The sequence below is a fragment of the Pseudomonas sp. NY5710 genome (assembly GCF_013305665.1).
In the GTDB taxonomy this organism is placed as follows: Bacteria; Pseudomonadota; Gammaproteobacteria; order Pseudomonadales; family Pseudomonadaceae; genus Aquipseudomonas; species Aquipseudomonas juntendi.
The window spans coordinates 4916718-4936240 of the sequence record NZ_CP045554.1 but is presented as its reverse complement, the minus strand read 5'-3'; the positions used below and the strand labels follow the sequence as shown (position 1 = coordinate 4936240).

Here is a 19523-nt window from a genome sequence, read left to right as displayed (position 1 = left end):
CAGCGCAGGCCTCAAGGGCGATGCTCTACCTGTGGGAGCTGGCTTGCCGGCGATGAGGCCGGTACAGGTTGCCGCGTTGCGCACATGTTTGCGTTATAATCCCGCCTTTTAGTCGCCACCCGCCCAAGCGGCCGCTGGCGCATCTCTACCGAATGAAGAGGCTAATCCCTTGGCATTGACGATTCTTGGCCTGTCCGGCGCCCTTAGCCATGACCCTTCCGCGGCCCTGTACATTGATGGCAAGCTGATTGCCGCCGCCGAAGAAGAGCGCTTCGTGCGTGACAAGCATGCGAAGAACCGCATGCCCTACGAGTCGGCGAAGTTCTGCCTGGAGCAGGCAGGCATCAAGCCATCCGACGTCGACGTGGTTGCCATCCCGTTCGCGCCCATCAGCCTGTTCGGCAAGGCGCGCTGGCACTATGCCAAGCGCTACTGGTACGCCCCGGATCGCGCCCTCGATGCAATCCTGATGGGCAACCGCCGCTACAAGCGTTACCGCAAGAAGATCGTCTGGTGCCTGGAGCAACTGGGCTTCGACCCGAAAAAGATCAAGATCGAGCCGGTCGAGCACCACCTGGCCCATGCTTCCAGTGCCTATCACTGCTCGGGCTTCAAGGAAAAAACGGCCATCCTTGGCATTGACGGTAAAGGCGAGTACGCCACCACCTTCTTCGGCTACGGCGAAAACGGCAAGATCCACAAGATCAAGGAATTCTTCGACCCGGACTCGTTGGGTGGCCTGTACGGTGCCATTACCGAGTTCCTCGGTTTCGAGATGCTCGATGGCGAGTTCAAGGTCATGGGCATGGCGCCGTATGGCGATGCCAGCAAATACGACTTTTCGCGCCTGGCCAGCTTCGAGAACGGTGAACTGGTGATCAACACCGAATACGCCAACGTCATCGGCCTGCGCCGCCATAAAGAAAAGGGCAAGGGCTTCTACTTCTCGCCCAAGCTGATCGAATGGCTGGGGCCCAAGCGCGAAGGCGATATCGCCGACGAGCCGTACATCCATTACGCGGCCAGCATGCAGGCGTTGTTCGAGAAGATCGCCCTGCAGATGATCGACCACTACCTGGGCGACACCCTGCGCGAAACCGGCAAGCTGGCGTTTGCCGGCGGCTGCGCGCTGAACGTCAAGCTCAACCAGAAGATCATCGCCCGCCCGGATGTCAAAGAGCTGTTCGTGCAGCCGGCTTCCGGCGACGCCGGTACTGCGGTTGGCGCTGCGGCCTACGTGTCCCACTCCCGTGGCGTACCGGTCGAGAAGATGGAGCACGTCTACCTCGGCCCGTCCTATTCCAACGAAGACGTGATCGCTGCCTGCGCTCGGCACCCGAATGCACCGACGTGGCGCAAGCTCGACGACATGCCGCAGCGTATCGCCAAGATCATGGTCGATGGCAACCCAGTGGCCTGGTTCCAAGGCCGCATGGAGTTCGGCCCGCGCGCCCTGGGTGGCCGTTCGATCATTGGTTGCCCGAGCGTGCCTGGCGTCGCCAACCGTATCAACGAGCAGATCAAGTTCCGCGAGCGCTGGAGACCTTTCTGCCCGTCGATGCTCGACACCGTCGCCCCGCAGATGATCAAGGTCGATCACCCGGCGCCGTTCATGACTTTCACCTTCGAAGTGGCTGAAGAGTGGAAAACCCGTGTGCCGGAGGTGGTCCACGAGGACGGTACCTCGCGTGCCCAGGTGCTCAAGCGCGAGTACAACCCGCGCTACTACGACATGATGAAGGCGCTCGAAGACCTGACCGGCAACGGCGTGTCGCTGAACACCTCGCTGAACCGCCGTGGCGAGCCGATGATCTGCTCGCCAACCGACGCCCTGAACATGTTCTTCGGCTCGGACCTGCAATACCTGATCATGGAAGACATCCTGGTTGTGAAGGACGGCGCTGCCGCCTATGACCAGCCGCTCTGAACCGCGCATCCTGCAGTTCTGCCATGGCTATGACGGGCCGTTCCTGGACTGTGCCCGTCAGTACGCCAGCCTGTTTCAGGGGCGTGGCTACCGGGTCACCACGGTGTTCCTCACGGGAGCAGCCGACCCGCAAGTAGCGGCGGGTTGCGCCTCGGACGAGGTGCTGTTCCTGGGTTTCAGCTCCAAGGCCGTGCGTGGTCTCAAGCTCGGCGCGATCCGCGCGCTGCGGCGGATTGCGGCCGAGCGCAATTTTGCGTTCTGCATCGCCCACCGCTTCAAGCCGATCTATGTGGCGTTGCTGGCTACTGGTTTGCCGGTGATCGGCGTGCACCATGCCTTTGGTGACTACCAGCGCAAGGGGCGGCGCATTTTCGCCAACCTGTTCGGCAAGCGCCTGAGCCTGCTCGGGGTGTCGGACGCCGTACGCGACGACATGCGCCGTTGCTTGCCGCAGTGGCCGGCCGACCGCATCCAGACGCTGTACAACCGTATCGACATCGATGCCCTGCAGGCGGCCCAGGTGCCGCGCGCTGAGGCGCGGCATGCGCTGGGGCTGGATGCGCAGGCATGGATCGTCGGCAATGTCGGCCGGCTGCACCCGGACAAGGACCAGGCCACGCTGTTGCGCGGCTTTGCCCAGGCATTGCCTGGGCTGCCGGCCGGCGCCCGGCTGGCGATCCTTGGCAAGGGGCGCCTGGAAGGCAAGCTCAAGGCCCTGGCTGGCGAACTGGGCATTGCCGGGCAGGTCGACTTCCTTGGCCAGGTACCGGATGCACGGCGTTATTTCCGAGCCTTCGACGTGTTCGCCCTGAGCTCCGACCATGAGCCGTTCGGCATGGTCCTGCTCGAGGCCATGGTGGCCGGGGTGCCCGTGTTAGCCACCGCCTGTGGCGGTGCCCGCGAGGTGGTCGAGGGTGTTGGCGTGCTGTTCCCGCTGGGCGACCCCGGGCAGTTAGCCCAGGGCCTGGAACATATGGCCTTGCTCGACGGGCAGCAGCGCCAGGCCTGTGCCGAACACATGCTGCAACGCCTGCGTGAGCGCTTTTCCGACCAGGCCGTGCGCGGGGCTTTCTGGCAACTGCCGCAGGTGCGTGCGTTGGTGGGGCAGGCGTGATGCTCAATCGCATTCAGGCTTGGCGCGAACGCGGCTGGCAAGTGATCGACGCCCACGCCTATGCCCAGGCGTGGGCCCGCTTTGGCGGCAGCGTCGCGACTCACCCGCTGGTGGTCGAGCAACTGGCTGACCTGGCGCAGATACCCGTGCGCTACCTTGGCTGGCACCAGAATGGCGAGCTGAAAGCCGCCATTGCGACCTGGGGGCGCCACCTGGCGCTGTCCAAGGACGTGCTCAAACGCGCCGGCAAGAAAGCCCTGTTCGACCTCGGCAACGCCGAAATCATCCTGCCGGCCGCACCCGATGCCGGCGCACCGCTGCGTCACAGCGTGCGCTACCTGTCCGAACTGAACCAGGGCCGCTTCAGCGGGCTCAAGGTGCAGAAGGAGCAGCTGGCCATGGCCCGCGCGCACGAAGACCTGTCGAAGAAGTTCCGCTACAACCAGCGCCGCGAGCTGCGCCTGCTGGAAGAGGCGGGCGGGGTGGTGCGCCCGATCAGCGCGTTCAGCGCACAGGAAATCGCCAGCATGTACTGCGACCTGTTCCAGCGCCGCTGGGGCTTCCCGGCCACCGGTGCCGAGCGCATGGCCGATGTGCTGGAGCGTCTGCGTGAGCTGCTGATCGGCTCGGTACTGCTGCTGGACGGCAAGCCGATCGCGATCCAGTTGGTTTACCGCGTCGAGGCACCGCAGTGGGTCAGCGTGGAGTACATCAACGGCGGTGTCGACCCCGAAACCAAGGCCTTCAGCCCAGGTAGCGTGTTGAGCTTCCTCAACACCCAGGCGGCCTGGGACGACGCCCGAGCGCGCAACAAGCCGCTGCGGTTCTCGTTCGGTCGTGCCGACCGCGAGTACAAGGAGCGCTGGTGCAACCCTGTGCCGGTGTACCAGGCGTGAGTCGCAAGCAGCAGTTGCTCAAGCGCCACCGGCGCAACAAACGCCTGGCGCTGCTGGCAGGGCTGGCCGGGCTGTTCGCTTTGGGCCTGGCCACTTGGTGGTGGCTGCCGCTTTTGCTGTTGCCGCTGCTGTGGGCTGCGCATGAGGCGTGGTTTGCCGATCATCTGTTCTACACCCCGGGCGAAGATTACGCCTACGACTTCGGGGAGTACACCCAGCCCGTGGCCGCGCGCTTGCAGGCCGGTCTGCTCAAGGCCGACTGCGTGCTGCAGGGTGGGGAAACCCTGGTGCTCGAACTGCACATAAAAAGCAGTTGGCTGGGGCGTTTTCTCGATCCGCGGGTCGAACTGCTGGGGGGCGAGCAGGCCGACCAGCAAACCTTCGAGCGCGGTGCGGCCGGCTTGCGTTATCTGAACCTCACCGGCCTGGCCGCGCCCCTGCAGGCCGGCACACTGCGCTTGCGTGGCCGGCATTGCCGGCTGCTAGGCCAGCCGCGCTTGTGGATAACCCCGGCGGTCGAACTGCAACGGCGGCGGGTAATGGTGATTGCACCCCATGCCGATGACGCCGAGTTGGCCGCCTACGGGCTGTACAGCCAAGCGCAGGAAGCCTGGGTGGTCACGCTGACCGCCGGTGAAATCGAGGCCGAGCATTATCAGCAGATGGGTCTGGGCAAGGCCGAAGCCGCCCGCCTGAAAGGTCGCCTGCGCGCCTGGGACAGCATTGCCGTGCCGCGCTGGGCCGGGGTGCCGGAGTCTCGTTGTGTGCAGCTGGGCTACTTCTGCCTGCAATTGCCTGCCATGCAGGCGGCGCCCGATCGGCCTGCGGTGTCTCGTGAAGCCGACATGGCCGATATCCGCCCGTTCCGCCAGTTCAACCCGTTCCCGCTGCCCGCCGATCAGGACGGTGCCCCTACCTGGCGCAACCTGTTGGCCGACTTGCGGGCTGTAATCGAGTTGGCCAGGCCCGAAGTGCTGGTGCTGCCGCACCCTCAGCTGGACCCGCACCCCGATCACGTCTGCGCCCAGGCCGCCGTGCTCGAAGCCTTGCAGGGGCTGGCCTGGAAGCCACAGACCCTGCTCTGCTACGCCAACCACCTGCATGACAACGATCGCTGGCCAATGGGCGATAGCGGCGACGGCGTGGCGTTGCCGCCGCAGCTGAGCGCGGATCAGGCCTGGGCCCCCTGCAGCCTGGTGCTGGACCTGGCCAGCCAGCGTGACAAGGCGATGGCGCTGGGCATGATGCACGACCTGCAACCGCCAGCCCCTTTCAAGCGTCGCCTGCGCCGCTTGCTGCAACGTTGGCTGGCCGGGCGCCGCCCGTCGCCCTATGGGGAGAACGAGTTCTTCCGCAAGGCGGTGCGCCGGCATGAGCTGTTCTGGCGGCGTGAGCTGTAAAACTGACCGCGTTGGCGCAGAGCGCCCAAGGAACATGATGAAAGTCCTATTTCTGGTACAGAAGGAACAGCGCGCGATTCTGGATCGCCTGTACGACGGCGTCGCGGTCAACTGCGAATGCGACCTGCGCTGGTTGACCAGCGAAGACCAACGCAACCTGCGCCGCTACTTCAAACGCCACGTGCAGGTCGAGCGCTATGACCGCATTGTTTTCTTTCTGCGCTTCAAGCAGGAAATCCGCCAGGTCGCGTTCATTCGTACCGTGCCGAACCTGGTCATACTCGAACACGACGCCTACCAGAACTACATCCCGTGCAAGTACACCGGCAAGTTCAGCGCCCACTACCGGCAACTGCCCTGGGCGCGTGTGATCAGCTCTGGCTACATGGTCAGCGAGCGCCTGCGTCAGGAAGGCTTCGATGCGGTATTCGTGCCCAAGGGTTATGACGAGCAGTTGCTGGCTGACCAAGGGCGCGAGCGCGATATCGAACTGGCCTTCGTCGGCAGTGTCAACAGCGTGGCCTACAGCGGCCGCAAGGCGCTGCTGGACGAGCTGGGGCAGGTCGAGGACCTGCTGGTTACCCGCACCAAGTCGGGCGAGGACTATTGCAACACGCTCAACCGAATCCGTTTTTTCGTCAGCGCCGATGTAGGCATGGGCGAATACATGATCAAGAACTTCGAGGCCATGGCCTGCGGCTGTGTATTGCTGGCCTATGACCAGGGCGAGCAGGAAAACCGTGCGTTGGGTCTACAGGACATGCACAACGTGGTGTTGTATGACACCATCCCGACCCTTCAGGCCAAGCTGCGACGCTTGCGTGCCGAGCCCGAGCTGGCGCGGCAGATTGCCGAAAACGGTCGCCATCTGGCGGTTTCCCGTTTCAGCTTCGGCGCGGTAGGACGTAGCATCGTCGAGCACATGCGCCCAGCGCTCAGGCCCCGCCCGCCATTGTCTGCATGGCAGCGGCTGCGCCTGAAGCTGGGCTTCTAACATAAGAGCTTTTGCGCCCAGGAACGGGCGTTGAAAGCCGACAGTCGCAACGCGGGGGGAGTCCGGTGCGCTTTTCAAATGAGAGTGATGTCACGCTTGTCGTGACCAGTTGTGGGCGGTTCGACCTGCTCAAAGATACCCTTGAGAGTTTCGATCGCTACAACACGGCGCCCATACGCGAGGTATTCATCACCGAAGACTCAGGTGACGATGCCGTGCATGACGCTGTGCCAGAGCACTGGAAACCGCACTGCAAGGTGTTCGTCAACCGGCCCAAGCTAGGCCAGCTGGCGTCTATCGACCTGGCCTACAGCCATGTCAAGACGCCCTACATCTTCCACTGCGAGGACGATTGGCACTTCTATCGCCAAGGCTTCGTCGAGGACTCGCAGGCCATTCTGGCTGCCAGCCCCAACCTGCTGCAGGTGTGGCTGCGCAGCCATGCCCACGACCTGGCCGTGCACAGCCCGTACATTCACCTCGGGGATCGTCAGGTGATCGCCGGCGTGCCGTGCTACCCGCTGTTGTCGGACAAGGCTGAATGGCAGGCGTTTTCGTTGAACCCTGGCCTGCGGCGGCTGAGCGATTACCAGCGCTGTGCGCCATTTGCCGCCTATGCTGGAGAAAAGGCGCTTTCCCGGCGTTATGCCGAGTTAAATCTGACAGCGGTCACGTTGGAGGGTGATGCAGTATTGCACACTGGGTTTGGCAATCACGTGACCCTGCCCATCGAGGTGGAGCGCAAGGCCAAGCGCCGACAGCGTGACCGGATGAAGCTGGCATTGACGCTGGTGGCGGGCGCTTTGATCGGCATGGGCATCACCGTTTTTGTTCAATGAAGTCGCTGTCCCACCTGACATGACCGGGAGAGGGCCCATGAACATCGTCAATATGATGTGGGCGGGTGGCACGCCGTATGTGTCCATCCACAAGGTTCATCGGCAGGTGCTGTCGAACGCGGGTGCCGATGCCCGGATCAGTAACTGGCTGCTGTTGGGGAGTGGGCTGTGCTGTGGGCTGGGTTCTACACGCGAATGGCATATGCCCTCACGTGCACTCAAAGGGCGCCATGTGTGGCGCCTGCTGCGGCCATGGTTGCGCCTGCGCTTGCGCAGGGCGCTGACCGAGGCGGGGGCCGACATCGTGCTGCTGGACGGGATTGGGGTTGCGCGCTTGGTGCTGCCATTGTTGCAGGGCGTTCCGCAACTGCGGGCCAAGGTGTTGTTCCATGGCAAGACGCGGCTGAACAGTGGCGATATTCGCTTGTTGCGCGGGCTGCCGCCCGACCGGCTGAGTATCGCTGCGGTGTCGCAGACATTGGCCGAGTCGCTGCAGCGGGACCTGGGCAGACCGGTGCAAACCTTGCGCATGGCGCTCGACCCGCTGGCGTTCAGCGGCCCGCTGCGCAGTCGAGACCAGGCCAGGCAGGCGCTGCGTTTGCCGCACGATGCCGAGCTGATATTGGGTGCAGTCGGGCGGCTGGTGGAAAGCAAAGGCTTCGAGATGCTGATCGAGGCATTTGCCCAGGCCCGTGCCCGGCAGCCAGGCCTGCAACTGGCGATCATTGGTGAAGGCCCCTTGCAGGCAGTGTTGCAAGCGCGCATCGATGCCTTGGGCCTTGCAGGGTGTGTTCACCTGCGTGGTTACCGTGAAGACCTGCAGCAACTGTACCGGGCATTCGACTGGCTGCTGGTGCCTTCGCGTTCAGAGGGCCTGGGCCTGGTGGTGCAAGAGGCGGTGATGGCTGACGTGCCGGTGGTGTGCAGCGACCTGCAGGTGTTTCGCGAGCAACTGGGGGACACTGGCGGCTACCTGCCGGTTGCCGACCAGCGCGCTTGGGCACAGGCCATCGAAGACTGCCCGCTGCAAGATGCCGCGCAAATGGCTGCCCGGCAGCGCCAGGCGCTGGCCCCGGAACAGGCTTGGCAAGCCTTCTGCAACAGTTCGCAGAACCTGCTGCGCAATTGACCTCAACGCGCCAGCAGGGCGCTCTCGAACGCCGCGAGGGGGAAACGGTCGCCCAGGTTTTCCCGCTCGATGTAGCGCACCATATGCTGCACATTGCGCCGAATCATGCGCGCCGACAGCGGTGGGCGCAGGAAACGCATATCGGCCACGTCGATCAGGCCCAGGCGCTGCTCGGGGGTGACCACCACGTTGCCCAGGTGCAGGGAGCGGAAGTACACACCGCTGCGGTGCAATTGGCGGATCAGTTCGACCAGGCGTGGCAGGTATACGTCCCAGCTAAACCCTTCATCACGCGACATCTGCAGCAGGGTCCGCCCCGGCAAAGGGCGGTACAGCACCGCCGTGCGGCCGGGCAGGTCGAGCTTGTGCTGGCTGATGACCTCGAGTGTGGGAATGCCCAATTGCGCCAGGCGTGCAGCGTTGTCGACGAAGCGCTGCGAGTAGGGGCGCAGTAGTGCAGATGAAATCAGTCGTTTCCTACGAAAAACCTTGAGGAAATTTCCATCTGCGAGCAGGTAGACTTTGGCGCCATGGCTGTCTGCCTCAAGCACCTGGGCGCCGTGTGTCAGCTGGTCGAACTCGACCTGGTTGAGCCGGGAGCATTGCATGAATAGAGCCTTGTCGTCTGGCGAGCAAAATGACCGGCAATAATGCCGAAAATAATGCAGTAGCACCATGGATGGTGTCTGGATTCATCGGGGAGAAGCGATGTTGTATCAAAAAAACTGGGCGCGCGCCTGGCTGGGGTTCGGGCTGGTCTGGTTTCTCGCGGCGATAGCCCTGGCCCCTAGCAACAAGCTGTACCAGCAAGGCCTGGTGGTGTTCCTGTGGGTGCCAACCCTGGTATTGGTTTGGTCTGCCCGCGGCGTACTGCTGCACGCCTGGCAACGGCAACCGGCCTTGTGGGGCAGTGTGTTGCTGCTGATGGTCTGGTGCGCGCTCACGCTGGCCTGGTCGGCGGGTGAGGCGCCCGGGCGCGAGCTAAAACGCTTGCTCTACATCCTGGTGTTCCTGCTGGCCTTCCCGTTACTGGCCCAGCTGGGGCACGCCCGGCTGCGCTGGCTGGTGCGCGTGGGGAGTGCGCTGCTGGCAGTGGCTGCAGCGGTGTCGATCGTCCGGTTCTATGGCTTCGAAGGCTTCCCGTTGCTCGCCCGCCTGGCCGGTATCGGTGAAATTTCACATCCGATCCTTGGCGCCTACGTGATCGGCACCGCTGTGCTGTTGATGCTTTACGACCGGCCTGCCCATCGTGCCGCACAGCTGGGCTGGGCGGCTGCGCTGGCCTGCCTGGGCGCTTTCGTCATTCTCAGCCAGAGCCGGGGGGCGGTGTTGGCGCTGGTGTTCACCGTGGTGATTGCACCGCTCTGGTACCGCGACACGCACAGCAGGCTGCTGGCACTGCTGGCCTTGCTGGCCACAGGGCTGGCGTTCTTCGAAATGTACGGCGTGATCACGCAGCGCGGCGCTTCCTATCGTCCGGAGATTTTCGCCGCCGTGCTCCACATGATTTCGGAGCGGCCGTGGACCGGGCTGGGGATGGGCAGCCCCTACGTGGTACAGGCGGTAGGTTTGCAGTTCGATCATTCCCACAACATGTTCACCCACGTTGCGGTTGAGCTGGGGTTGCCCGGGATGCTGCTGTGGTGCGCCGTGTGGCTGTACACCCTGGCAGCCATCGTTCGCGCCCGCGGCACGCCATTGGGCAATGTGCTGCTGGGGCTGTGGGTATACTCGACCCTGGCGATGCAGTTCGATGCTGCGAGCCTCACCGGCACGCCGCGTGCCGAATGGTTCATCAGCTGGCTGCCGGTGGGCCTGGCCATGATGCTGCCATGGGGGCGTGCCGAAAATGACGCCTGTGGTAAAATTTCCGGTTCAACCTGAACAGCGAGCTTGATAATGGCCGAAACACCGCGACCGGCGGAGCACACATCCAGCCTGAAGATCTACTTCCGGCTGCTGGGCTATGTGAAACCCTACGTCGGCATTTTCCTGCTGAGCATCATCGGTTTCGTGATCTTCGCCTCGACCCAGCCGATGCTGGCCGGCATCCTCAAATACTTCGTCGATGGGCTGAGCAACCCCGAAGCGGTGTTGTTCCCCAACGTGCCGTACTTGCGCGACCTGCAATTGCTTCAGGCCGTGCCGCTGCTGATCATCCTGATCGCCGCCTGGCAAGGCCTGGGCTCGTTCCTTGGTAACTACTTCCTGGCCAAGGTCTCCTTGTGCCTGGTGCACGACTTGCGGGTGGAGTTGTTCAATAAGCTGCTGGTGTTGCCTAACCGCTACTTCGACAACCACAACTCCGGGCACCTGATTTCACGCATCACCTTCAACGTGACCATGGTCACCGGCGCTGCCACCGATGCCATCAAGGTTGTGATCCGCGAAGGCCTGACCGTGGTGTTCCTGTTCGCCTACCTGCTGTGGATGAACTGGCACCTGACCCTGGTGATGGTCGCCATCTTGCCGGTCATCGCGGTAATGGTCAGTGTCGCCAGCAAGAAATTCCGCAAGCAGAGCAAGAAGATCCAGGTCGCCATGGGCGACGTCACCCACGTTGCCTCGGAAACCATCCAGGGTTATCGCGTGGTCCGCAGCTTCGGTGGCGAGGCCTATGAGGAGCAGCGTTTCGGCAAGGCCAGCCTGAGCAACACCGACAAGCAGCTGCGCATGACCAAGACCGGCTCGTTGTACACGCCGGTGTTGCAACTGGTGATCTACACCGCCATGGCCGCATTGATGTTCCTGGTGCTGTTCCTGCGGGGCGAGTCCACCGCTGGCGACCTGGTCGCCTACATCACCGCTGCCGGCCTGTTGCCCAAGCCGATTCGCCAGTTGTCGGAAGTCAGCTCGACCATCCAGAAGGGCCTTGCAGGTGCCGAAAGCATCTTCGAGCAACTGGACGAAGCCCCTGAGCTGGACACCGGCACGGTCGAAAAGGAGCGCGTGGAAGGGCACTTGGAAGTGCGCAACCTCAGCTTTACCTACCCCGGTACCGACCGCGAGGTGCTGAGCGACATCAGCTTCACTGCCGAGCCCGGGCAGATGATCGCCCTGGTCGGCCGCTCGGGCAGTGGCAAGTCGACGCTGGCTGCGCTGATCCCGCGCTTCTATCACCACAGCAAAGGGCAGATCCTGCTCGATGGCGTGGAGATCGAGAACTACCGCCTGCGCAACCTGCGCCGCCATGTGTCGCAAGTGACCCAGCATGTCACCCTGTTCAACGACACCGTGGCCAACAACATTGCCTACGGCGACCTGGCCGGCGCCCCGCGCGCAGACATCGAAGCCGCTGCGGCCGATGCCTACGCCAAGGAGTTCGTCGACCGCCTGCCGAAGGGCTTCGATACCGAAGTCGGTGAAAACGGCGTGCTGCTGTCCGGCGGTCAGCGCCAGCGCCTGGCAATTGCCCGTGCATTGCTGAAAAACGCCCCACTGCTGATTCTCGACGAGGCCACCTCTGCCCTGGACACCGAGTCCGAGCGGCATATCCAGGCGGCGCTGGACCACGTGATGCAGGGGCGGACCACGTTGGTCATCGCCCATCGCCTATCCACCATCGAGAAGGCCGACCAGATCCTGGTCATGGATCAGGGCCGGTTGGTGGAGCGCGGTACCCATGCCGAGTTGCTTGCGGCCAATGGCCATTACGCCCGCCTGCATGCCATGGGCCTGGATGAGCCGGCCAAGGCCGACATCACCTGAAACCTCCTTGATCGGGGCCGCCATGGCCCCGATTGTCACGGGAATTTTCCATGGGCTATCTGGCCGTAAAGCCATTGACGACCCTGTGCTAATATCCTGCCCCTGTTCACTATTTCCATATGGGTTGCCCATGAAGTTGTCCATGCCGCGTTTCGATCAAGCCCCGGTACTGGTGGTCGGCGATGTCATGCTCGACCGCTACTGGCATGGCGGTACTTCGCGTATTTCGCCTGAGGCGCCAGTGCCGGTGGTCAAGGTCGATCAGATCGAGGATCGCCCCGGCGGTGCGGCCAACGTTGCCTTGAACATTGCCGCGCTGGGCGCACCTGCGTCGCTGATCGGCGTCACCGGCCAGGACGAGGCCGCCGACAGCCTGGCCAACAGCCTGCAGGCTGCCGGGGTGCGCTCGGTGTTCCAGCGCATTGCCCACCAGCCGACCATCGTCAAGCTCCGGGTCATGAGCCGACACCAGCAACTGCTGCGTATCGATTTCGAAGAGCCCTTCGCCACCGACCCGCTGTCGCTGGCCAGCGAGGTCGACAACCTGCTCGAGGGGGTCAAGGTGCTGGTCTTGTCCGATTACGGCAAGGGTGCGCTGAAAAATCACCAGGCCCTGATCCAGGCGGCCCGGGCCAAGGGTATTCCGGTGCTGGCCGACCCCAAGGGCAAGGATTTTTCCATTTACCGTGGCGCCAGCCTGATCACCCCCAACCTCAGCGAGTTCGAGACCATCGTGGGTCGATGCGTCGATGAGGCCGACTTGGTCGCCAAGGGTTTGCAGTTGCTTCAGGATCTGGACCTGGGCGCCTTGCTGGTCACCCGGGGCGAGCACGGCATGACCCTGCTGCGCGTTGGCCAGCCAGCGCTGCATTTGCCGGCACGGGCGCGCGAAGTGTTCGACGTTACCGGGGCTGGCGATACCGTCATCTCCACCCTGGCCGCCGCGATTGCCGCCGGTGAGGACTTGCCCCACGCAGTGGCCCTGGCCAACCTGGCGGCAGGTATCGTGGTCGGCAAGTTGGGTACCGCCGCCATCAGCGCCCCTGAACTGCGCCGTGCGATCCAGCGTGAGGAAGGCTCCGAGCGCGGTGTGCTGGGCCTGGAACAGCTGTTGCTGGCCATCGATGACGCGCGGGCGCACAAGGAGACGATCGTTTTCACCAACGGTTGCTTCGACATCCTGCATGCCGGGCACGTGACCTACCTGGAGCAGGCGCGGGCCCAGGGCGATCGCCTGATCGTGGCCGTCAACGACGATGCTTCGGTCAGCCGCCTGAAAGGGCCCGGCCGGCCGATCAACAGCGTCGACCGGCGCATGGCCGTGCTGGCCGGGCTGGGTGCGGTGGACTGGGTGATCAGCTTCTCCGAGGGCACCCCGGAAAACCTGCTGAGCCAGGTCAAGCCGGATGTGCTGGTCAAGGGGGGGGACTACGGTATCGACCAGGTGGTCGGCGCCGATATCGTCAAGGCCTACGGCGGCACCGTGAAGGTGCTGGGGCTGGTCGAGAACAGCTCGACCACGGCTATTGTCGAGAAAATTCGCAAGAACTGATCGAGCGCCACTCTTTCACTGGTCTGTGTAGGAGCGGCCTTGTGTCGCGAAAGGGTCGCTCCTACAGGGACCACGCAGGCTTCAGGATCTTATTTGTGAAGTGAGGTGCGCGCCCGCTGCAGCAACGCCCGCGCCTTGTCGCCAAAGCGTTGCAGGCGCGAGGCCCGCGCCGGCTTGCTTTCCACCAGGCCTTGCTGCTTGACCCAATCCCTCCAGCGCACCCGCTCGTCCGCCACTACCCAACCGTCCTGTTTGGCAAAGCTTTCGGCCAGGTACAGGCCGCGCGTACTCGCAGGCACCAATTCGTCCTTCTTCAACGTGTACAGCTCTGCCAGCGGTTGGCCGTCCTGCAACGGCATCAGGTACAGGTCAGGGCGCTTGCGGTTGAGCCTCGCCACCAGTTGGTCGCCTTCCAAACGCTCGTCCACGTGGAACAAGCTGAGTTTCTTGGCGTCCCGCGGTACCTGCAAACGCATGTCATAGATCAGCTGCAACGACGCAGTGGGCGAGTGCACATAGGCCCGCGGCCGCTCCAGCAGCATCAGTTTGCCGCAGTGGACGGGCCGGGCAGCGCCGGATTCCGGAGCCAGCAAGAAGTGCGGTGTTTCGCGATAGTGCAAGGCTGCGGCGTAGGGGGCGGGCAGCCAGGTATCGTTGAAACGCCCGCCCAGCCAGCCTTCCGGGGTTTCCAGCAGGCACTCCTCAGCCACTTCCTGTACAGCCGTGTGCAAAGGCAGGTTCAGCTCCTGCGCGGGAACATAGCCGGAAATCAGTTTCAGCACCACATCGCCCCGGTCTTGCCGGCGCTGCCGTACCAGTACCCAGTAATCGCGGTTCTGCCAATGCAGGGTAAGGCGCACCGACACACCCAAGTTGGCCAGCTCGACCACGAAACGCTGCGTGTCGGGCAACTGGATAGCCTTGCGCCGCTGCTGGGTCTGGGCAAAGTTCAGCGGCATGCCGATGCTCTGGTAGATCAGCCCTTCGGGTGTGGCTTCGACATGCAGTGGCAGTGTCTTGAAGTTGCTCGGGTTCTTGCGGATCAGCGTTCGCGCCACGAGGCTCCTCCTTGCGTCGGGTCATTCGCCTGGCTCTTGGGCCGGGGGCAACTCAGTGCTGGCCCAGGATACGGGCAACGGTGGCCACGTTATGGGCCAGGTGCAACGGGTTGATGGTGCCGACGATAGCACTGCTGACGCCCGGGTGGGCGAACAGCAGTTCGAAACTGGCCTTCACAGGGTCGACACCCGGCGCCAGGCAAAGGTGCCCGCTGGCCAGCGCCTTTTTCACCAGGATGGCCTTGCCGTGCTCGGCAGCGTAGTCCAGCACCGGCCGTTCTGCCTGCTCGCTGAGGTTGTAGGTGACCATGGCGCAATCGCCTTGCTCCAGGGCCTTCAGGCCGCCGGCGACGGTTTTGCCGGACAGGCCGTAGCCAAGGATCTTGCCCTCTTGTTTGAGCGCGGCCAGCGTCTGGTACACCTCTTGCTGCTCAAGAATGGCCAGGTCGTTACCGTCGGAATGCACTAGCACCAGGTCGATGCGGTCGGTTTCCAGGCGGCGCAGGCTGCGCTCCACCGAGCGGCGGGTGTGGGCGGCGGTAAAATCGAAATGTGACTGGCCACCGTCGAATTCTTCCCCGACCTTGCTCACGATCACCCACGCGTCGCGCTGGCCGCGCAGCAGCGGGCCCAGGCGTTCCTCGCTGCGGCCATAGGCGGGGGCGGTATCGATCAGGTTGATGCCCAGTTCGCGGGCCTGGGCCAACAGCAGGCGGGCTTCGTCGTCGCTGGGGATGGTGAACCCGTTGGGGTACTTCACGCCTTGGTCGCGGCCCAACTTGACCGTGCCCAGGCCCAGCGGTGAAACCTTGAAACCGGTGCTGCCCAACCGGCGGTGGAAGTCATGCAGGGTAGGCAGGCTCATGGCAGCAGTTGCTCCCAGGCCGGTACGCCAAGCGGCGGGCGGGGTAGGCCAGCCAGGTCCGGCTGGGCCTGTGGGCGTATACCGTCGCGCTCCAGGTGGCTGATGACCCGGTCGCTGAAGTCTGGCGCCAACGCCAGCTTCGTCGGCCAGCCGACCAGCAAGCGTTCCTGGTCGGCGAGAAATGCGTTATCCGGGCGCACCAGGCCGGATTGTGCTGGCTCTGCGCGGTCAACCCGCAGGGTGGCCCAGCGCACCTGGCTTTGGTCTACCCATGGCAGCAGGCTGGCGATTTCTTTTTGTGCTGCGGCAATCTGCGCGGCAGGCTCGCGGGCGACGCCATCGGCTTCGGCCAGGTCGCCACCCAGGTACCAGACCCATTGGCCATCGGCAGCCGGGTGGGTAGTGACGGTCACCCGCGGCTTGGGCCCGCCGCCCAGGCAGTGGGCATACAGTGGTTTCAGGTTGGCGCCCTTGGCCATGACCATGTGCAGCGGCCGCGTTTGCATGGCCGGCTGGTTCAGGCCCAGGGCGTGCAGCAGGTCCTCGGTGCCAGCGCCAGCGCTAAGCACGACGCGCTGGGCGCGGATGTCGCGGCCATCGACGCGCAGGCCGACCAGTTCGTCATTTTCGCGCAGCGGCTCGATGCGTTCCCCGGCCAGCAGGCTGTCACCGGCCAGTTCAGCCAGGTTGGCCAGCAAGGTGGGCACGTCGATGACCAGCTCGGCCAGGCGGTAAACCTTGCCCTTGAAGGCACGGTCTTGCAGGGCCGGCGGCAGTTGCTCGCCCTTTACCTGATCGACCCGGCCGCGCACGGCCTTGCTGGCAAAGAAGCTGGTGAGGTTGCCGGCCAGGGTGCCTGGCGACCACAAGTAGTGGGCGTCGGACAACAGCCGAGTGCGGGTCAGTTCCAGCTCGCCACTGCCGTTCAAGGCTTCGCGCCAGCGTCGTGGCATGTCGGCGATGGCCTCCGAGGCGCCAGTCAGCGCGCCGTGCAGGGCGTACTTGGTACCGCCATGGATGATGCCTTGCGACTTGATGGTCTGTTCGCCGCCAAGGCTGGCGCGTTCCACCATCACTGTCGAATACCCCATGCGGCGCAGGCGTGCATTGAGCCAGAGGCCTGCGACCCCGGCGCCGACGATCAGCACGTCAGTGGAAATGGCGGATGGCATGGCGGTACCTCGAAGACTGGGACAGCTGGCAAGTATACAGGGTATCCCCCAGCGGGCCCTACCGCCGGCAAACCAGGCCAGTGCTACCCCGTGGGCGCTGGCTTGCCGGCGATGGGGCTCGCATGGCGCAACTCAATGCCCGGCGGTCTTGGAGAACAGCTGAATCACCACGACCCCGCCAACAATCATCGCCATCCCCAGCATCGCCGGCACATCCAGTTTCTGCCCGTAGATCACCAGCGCCGCCACACTGATCAGCACAATGCCCAGCCCCGACCAGATGGCATAGGCAATACCCACCGGAATGCTGCGCACCACCAGGGTGAGCATCCAGAACGCAATGCCGTAGCCCACCACCATCAGCAGCAGCGGCAACGGCGTGCTCAAGCCTTTTACCGCTTTCATCGAAGCGGTGGCGATGACTTCGGCGCAGATGGCAATGGCAAGATAGGTGTAGGCATTCATGGTGGGATCCTCCGGTTCTGGCGGGCATTCTAGGCGCAACCTGGATGCGGTAAAGTCATTACCTATCAATTTTGGAGATAGGCCAATGGCCGAGCAGTGGAACCTGGAGCAACTGCGAACCTTTGTGCGCGTTGCAGAATTGCGCTCGTTCTCTGCCGTGGCCCGTGAACAGCGCAAGGCCCAGTCGGCGATCAGCAGCGCGGTCGCCCTGCTGGAAACCGACCTGGGCGTCACCCTGTTCGAGCGCAGCAGTGGCCGGCAGCCGAAATTGACGGAAAACGGCAGCGCGCTGCTGGAAGATGCCCGTGAACTGCTGCGCCAATGCGAACGCCTGGATGGCCGGGCGCTGGCGTTGATGCGCGGGCAGGAAGCCTTGCTGCGCGTGGCGCAGGACGAAGCCATGCCCTACCAGCCGGTGATTGACAGCCTCGATGAGTTGGCTAGCCACTTTCCGCTGCTGGAGGTGCAACTGGCCAGCGGGGCCCAAGGTGATGTGGCGCGTAAACTGGTCGAGCGGCGCGCCGACCTGGGGCTGTTCTTTCACCACGAGAGCATCCCGGCAACCCTGGAGCGGCGCGCCTTGGGCAGCGTGGAAATGGTCACGGTGTGTGCGGTCGACCACCCGCTGGCGGGTCGTTGCCGGGTCACCCGCCAACAGCTGGCCCGCCATCGTCAATTGCTGATCACCCCCCAGCAAAGCGGTTACCCCGGTGGCGAGGCCATCAGCCCGCAGGTGTGGCGTGCCGACAGCTTCTACGTCCTGGCCGAGCTGTTGATGCGCGGCCTGGGCTGGGCCTGGTTGCCACGGCATGTCGTGCAGTACCCCACGTACCAGGCGCACATGGTGGAGCTTGACAGTGAGTGGCGCCCACCGGCGTTGGTGGCGGAACTGGCCTGGCGCCGTGATGAACCCCTGGGCCCTGCTGCGCAATGGTTGGCCGAGCGCTTTGCAGTGCACTTGCGCGCGATCGGGTAAACTCCGCTGCCATGAACAGAACCCTCTATAGCTTGCTCTTTAACCTGGCCCTGCCGCTGGTCGCGCTGCGCCTGTACCTTCGCGCGCGCAAGGCGCCGGCCTATGGCCAGCGCATCGCCGAGCGGTTTGCCTTCAGGCTGCCGGCCATGCGCCAGGGCGGTATCTGGGTGCACGCGGTGTCGGTCGGCGAAAGCATTGCCGCGGCGCCGATGGTGCGCGCCTTGCTCAAGGCCTACCCGCAACTGCCGATCACGCTCACCTGCATGACCCCTACTGGTTCCGAGCGCATTCGCGCCATGTTCGCCGACGAACCGCGCGTGCAGCATTGCTACCTACCCTACGATCTGCCGTGGGCGGCCGGGCGCTTTCTCGACCATGTGCAGCCCAAACTGGGCATCATCATGGAGACCGAGTTGTGGCCCAATCACATCCACCAGTGTGCCAAGCGCGGTATTCCAGTGGTGCTGGCCAATGCGCGTTTGTCCGAGCGCTCGGCCCGTGGTTATGCGCGTTTTGCCAAGCTGACCCGGCCGATGCTGGCAGAGATGAGCCTGATTGCCGTGCAAACGCAAACCGAGGCGCAGCGCTTCCGTGATCTGGGGGCGCGTCCTGAGTGCGTTCAGGTCACCGGTTCGATCAAGTTCGACCTGAAGATCGATGAGCAACTGCGACCCCGTGCCAAGGCATTGCGTGCGCAGTGGGGGGCGCAGCAGCGCCCGGTGTGGATTGCTGCCAGCACCCATGAAGGTGAGGACGCGTTGGTCCTGCAGGCGCACCAGCAGTTGTTGCAGATGCATGGCGATGCCTTGCTGATCCTGGTGCCGCGCCACCCTGAGCGGTTCAATGCGGTACATGCGCTTTGCAGCGAACGGTTCAGCACCGTTCGCCGCTCCACTGGCGCGCCCGTCGACGCACAAACCCGGGTATTGCTGGGCGACACCATGGGCGAATTGCTGTTTCTGTATGCGCTGGCCGATATCGCTTTCGTGGGCGGCAGCCTGGTGCCGACCGGCGGGCACAACCCGCTGGAACCGGCAGCACTGGCCTTGCCGGTGATCATGGGGCCGCACGTGTTCAACTTCCTCGAAATCAGCGCAATGCTGGTAGCGGCGGGGGCGTTGCAGCAGGTGGACGATGCCGATGGGTTGGCCGAGGCCGTGCGGCGGTTGGTCGAGTTACCGCAGGATGCCCAGCGCATGGGTGCGGCGGGCAGGGCGGTGATGCAGGCCAACCAAGGTGCATTGCAGCGCTTGCTCGATGGGCTGGCTGCGCTAATGCGCTGAGATTCGCAGCGGTGCGATCACTGTAGCGGCCTTGTGTCGCGAAAGGGGGGCGCAGCACCCCAGGGATTTTCGCACGACCGCAAGATTGTCGGGGCCGCTGTGCGGCCCTTTCGCGACACAAGGCCGCTCCTACACTGCCCGCGTG

Annotated in this window: 17 protein-coding genes; 12 read left to right on the top strand and 5 right to left on the bottom strand. The window is 64.0% G+C overall.

All coding sequences use genetic code 11. The features are described 5' to 3' along the window. Positions 1–169: 169 nt before the first annotated feature. From GEV39_RS22785 to GEV39_RS22755, 7 genes are all read left to right on the top strand, one after another. The gene (locus GEV39_RS22785; RefSeq protein ID WP_173891305.1) at positions 170–1927 is read left to right on the top strand and encodes a carbamoyltransferase family protein; all 1758 of its coding nucleotides are present in this window, start codon (positions 170–172) and stop codon (positions 1925–1927) included. Continuing rightward, on the top strand, positions 1911–3041 hold the full coding sequence (locus GEV39_RS22780; protein ID WP_173891304.1) for a glycosyltransferase: 1131 nt from the start codon (positions 1911–1913) through the stop codon (positions 3039–3041). Before GEV39_RS22785 ends, GEV39_RS22780 begins: the two co-directional genes overlap by 17 nt. Then, entirely contained in the window at positions 3041–3937 is an 897-nt protein-coding gene (locus tag GEV39_RS22775) for an antimicrobial resistance protein Mig-14 (RefSeq protein ID WP_009681351.1), read from the top strand. Before GEV39_RS22780 ends, GEV39_RS22775 begins: the two co-directional genes overlap by 1 nt. Next, positions 3934–5337 (top strand): PIG-L deacetylase family protein, encoded by a 1404-nt coding sequence (locus GEV39_RS22770; protein WP_173891303.1) that lies wholly within the window; start codon positions 3934–3936, stop codon positions 5335–5337. The genes GEV39_RS22775 and GEV39_RS22770 overlap by 4 nt, the downstream gene beginning before the upstream one ends. A gap of 37 nt (positions 5338–5374) precedes the next feature. Next, the gene (locus GEV39_RS22765; RefSeq protein WP_173891302.1) at positions 5375–6331 is read left to right on the top strand and encodes a glycosyltransferase family protein; all 957 of its coding nucleotides are present in this window, start codon (positions 5375–5377) and stop codon (positions 6329–6331) included. A gap of 65 nt (positions 6332–6396) precedes the next feature. Then, positions 6397–7170, top strand: a complete 774-nt coding sequence (locus tag GEV39_RS22760; protein ID WP_173891301.1) for a glycosyltransferase family 2 protein — start codon at positions 6397–6399, stop codon at positions 7168–7170. Positions 7171–7207: 37 nt separating this feature from the next. Continuing rightward, positions 7208–8299: a glycosyltransferase gene (locus GEV39_RS22755; protein ID WP_173891300.1), complete on the top strand. Its 1092-nt coding sequence runs from the start codon at positions 7208–7210 to the stop codon at positions 8297–8299. A gap of 2 nt (positions 8300–8301) precedes the next feature. Here GEV39_RS22755 and GEV39_RS22750 read toward each other — a convergent pair whose 3' ends face one another. Beyond that, the gene (locus GEV39_RS22750) at positions 8302–8907 is read right to left on the bottom strand and encodes a toluene tolerance protein (RefSeq protein ID WP_173891299.1); all 606 of its coding nucleotides are present in this window, start codon (positions 8905–8907) and stop codon (positions 8302–8304) included. A 100-nt stretch (positions 8908–9007) separates the two neighbouring features. Between GEV39_RS22750 and GEV39_RS22745 the strand changes: the two genes are divergently transcribed. The 3 genes from GEV39_RS22745 to hldE all read left to right on the top strand — a co-directional run bounded on the left by GEV39_RS22745 (position 9008) and on the right by hldE (position 13559). Continuing rightward, entirely contained in the window at positions 9008–10183 is a 1176-nt protein-coding gene (locus tag GEV39_RS22745; RefSeq protein WP_173891298.1) for an O-antigen ligase family protein, read from the top strand. 15 nt (positions 10184–10198) lie between these two features. Then, a complete protein-coding gene (gene msbA / locus GEV39_RS22740; protein ID WP_009681345.1) occupies positions 10199–12007 on the top strand; it encodes a lipid A export permease/ATP-binding protein MsbA in 1809 nt (602 codons plus the stop codon). A gap of 130 nt (positions 12008–12137) precedes the next feature. After that, positions 12138–13559: a bifunctional D-glycero-beta-D-manno-heptose-7-phosphate kinase/D-glycero-beta-D-manno-heptose 1-phosphate adenylyltransferase HldE gene (gene hldE, locus GEV39_RS22735; protein WP_173891297.1), complete on the top strand. Its 1422-nt coding sequence runs from the start codon at positions 12138–12140 to the stop codon at positions 13557–13559. Positions 13560–13648: 89 nt separating this feature from the next. On the opposite strand, the gene GEV39_RS22730 is transcribed toward hldE, so the two are convergent. The 4 genes from GEV39_RS22730 to GEV39_RS22715 all read right to left on the bottom strand — a co-directional run bounded on the left by GEV39_RS22730 (position 13649) and on the right by GEV39_RS22715 (position 17119). After that, positions 13649–14617 carry a metal ABC transporter ATPase gene (locus tag GEV39_RS22730; protein WP_173891296.1) on the bottom strand — a complete coding sequence of 323 codons (969 nt, stop codon included), beginning with the start codon at positions 14615–14617 and terminating at the stop codon, positions 13649–13651. A 52-nt stretch (positions 14618–14669) separates the two neighbouring features. Then, positions 14670–15482, bottom strand: coding sequence for an aldo/keto reductase (locus GEV39_RS22725; RefSeq protein WP_173891295.1), 813 nt, complete (start codon positions 15480–15482; stop codon positions 14670–14672). Further along, positions 15479–16654, bottom strand: coding sequence for an NAD(P)/FAD-dependent oxidoreductase (locus GEV39_RS22720; protein ID WP_173891294.1), 1176 nt, complete (start codon positions 16652–16654; stop codon positions 15479–15481). The genes GEV39_RS22725 and GEV39_RS22720 overlap by 4 nt, the downstream gene beginning before the upstream one ends. A 132-nt stretch (positions 16655–16786) precedes the next feature. Then, on the bottom strand, positions 16787–17119 hold the full coding sequence (locus GEV39_RS22715; protein WP_008095055.1) for a DMT family transporter: 333 nt from the start codon (positions 17117–17119) through the stop codon (positions 16787–16789). 85 nt (positions 17120–17204) lie between these two features. On the opposite strand from GEV39_RS22715, the gene GEV39_RS22710 reads away from it, so the two are divergent. Together GEV39_RS22710 and waaA are read left to right on the top strand one after the other, a co-directional pair. Further along, entirely contained in the window at positions 17205–18095 is an 891-nt protein-coding gene (locus GEV39_RS22710; protein ID WP_173891293.1) for a LysR family transcriptional regulator, read from the top strand. 11 nt (positions 18096–18106) lie between these two features. Then, positions 18107–19378 carry a lipid IV(A) 3-deoxy-D-manno-octulosonic acid transferase gene (gene waaA, locus GEV39_RS22705; protein ID WP_173891292.1) on the top strand — a complete coding sequence of 424 codons (1272 nt, stop codon included), beginning with the start codon at positions 18107–18109 and terminating at the stop codon, positions 19376–19378. The last annotated feature ends 145 nt before the right edge of the window (positions 19379–19523 follow it).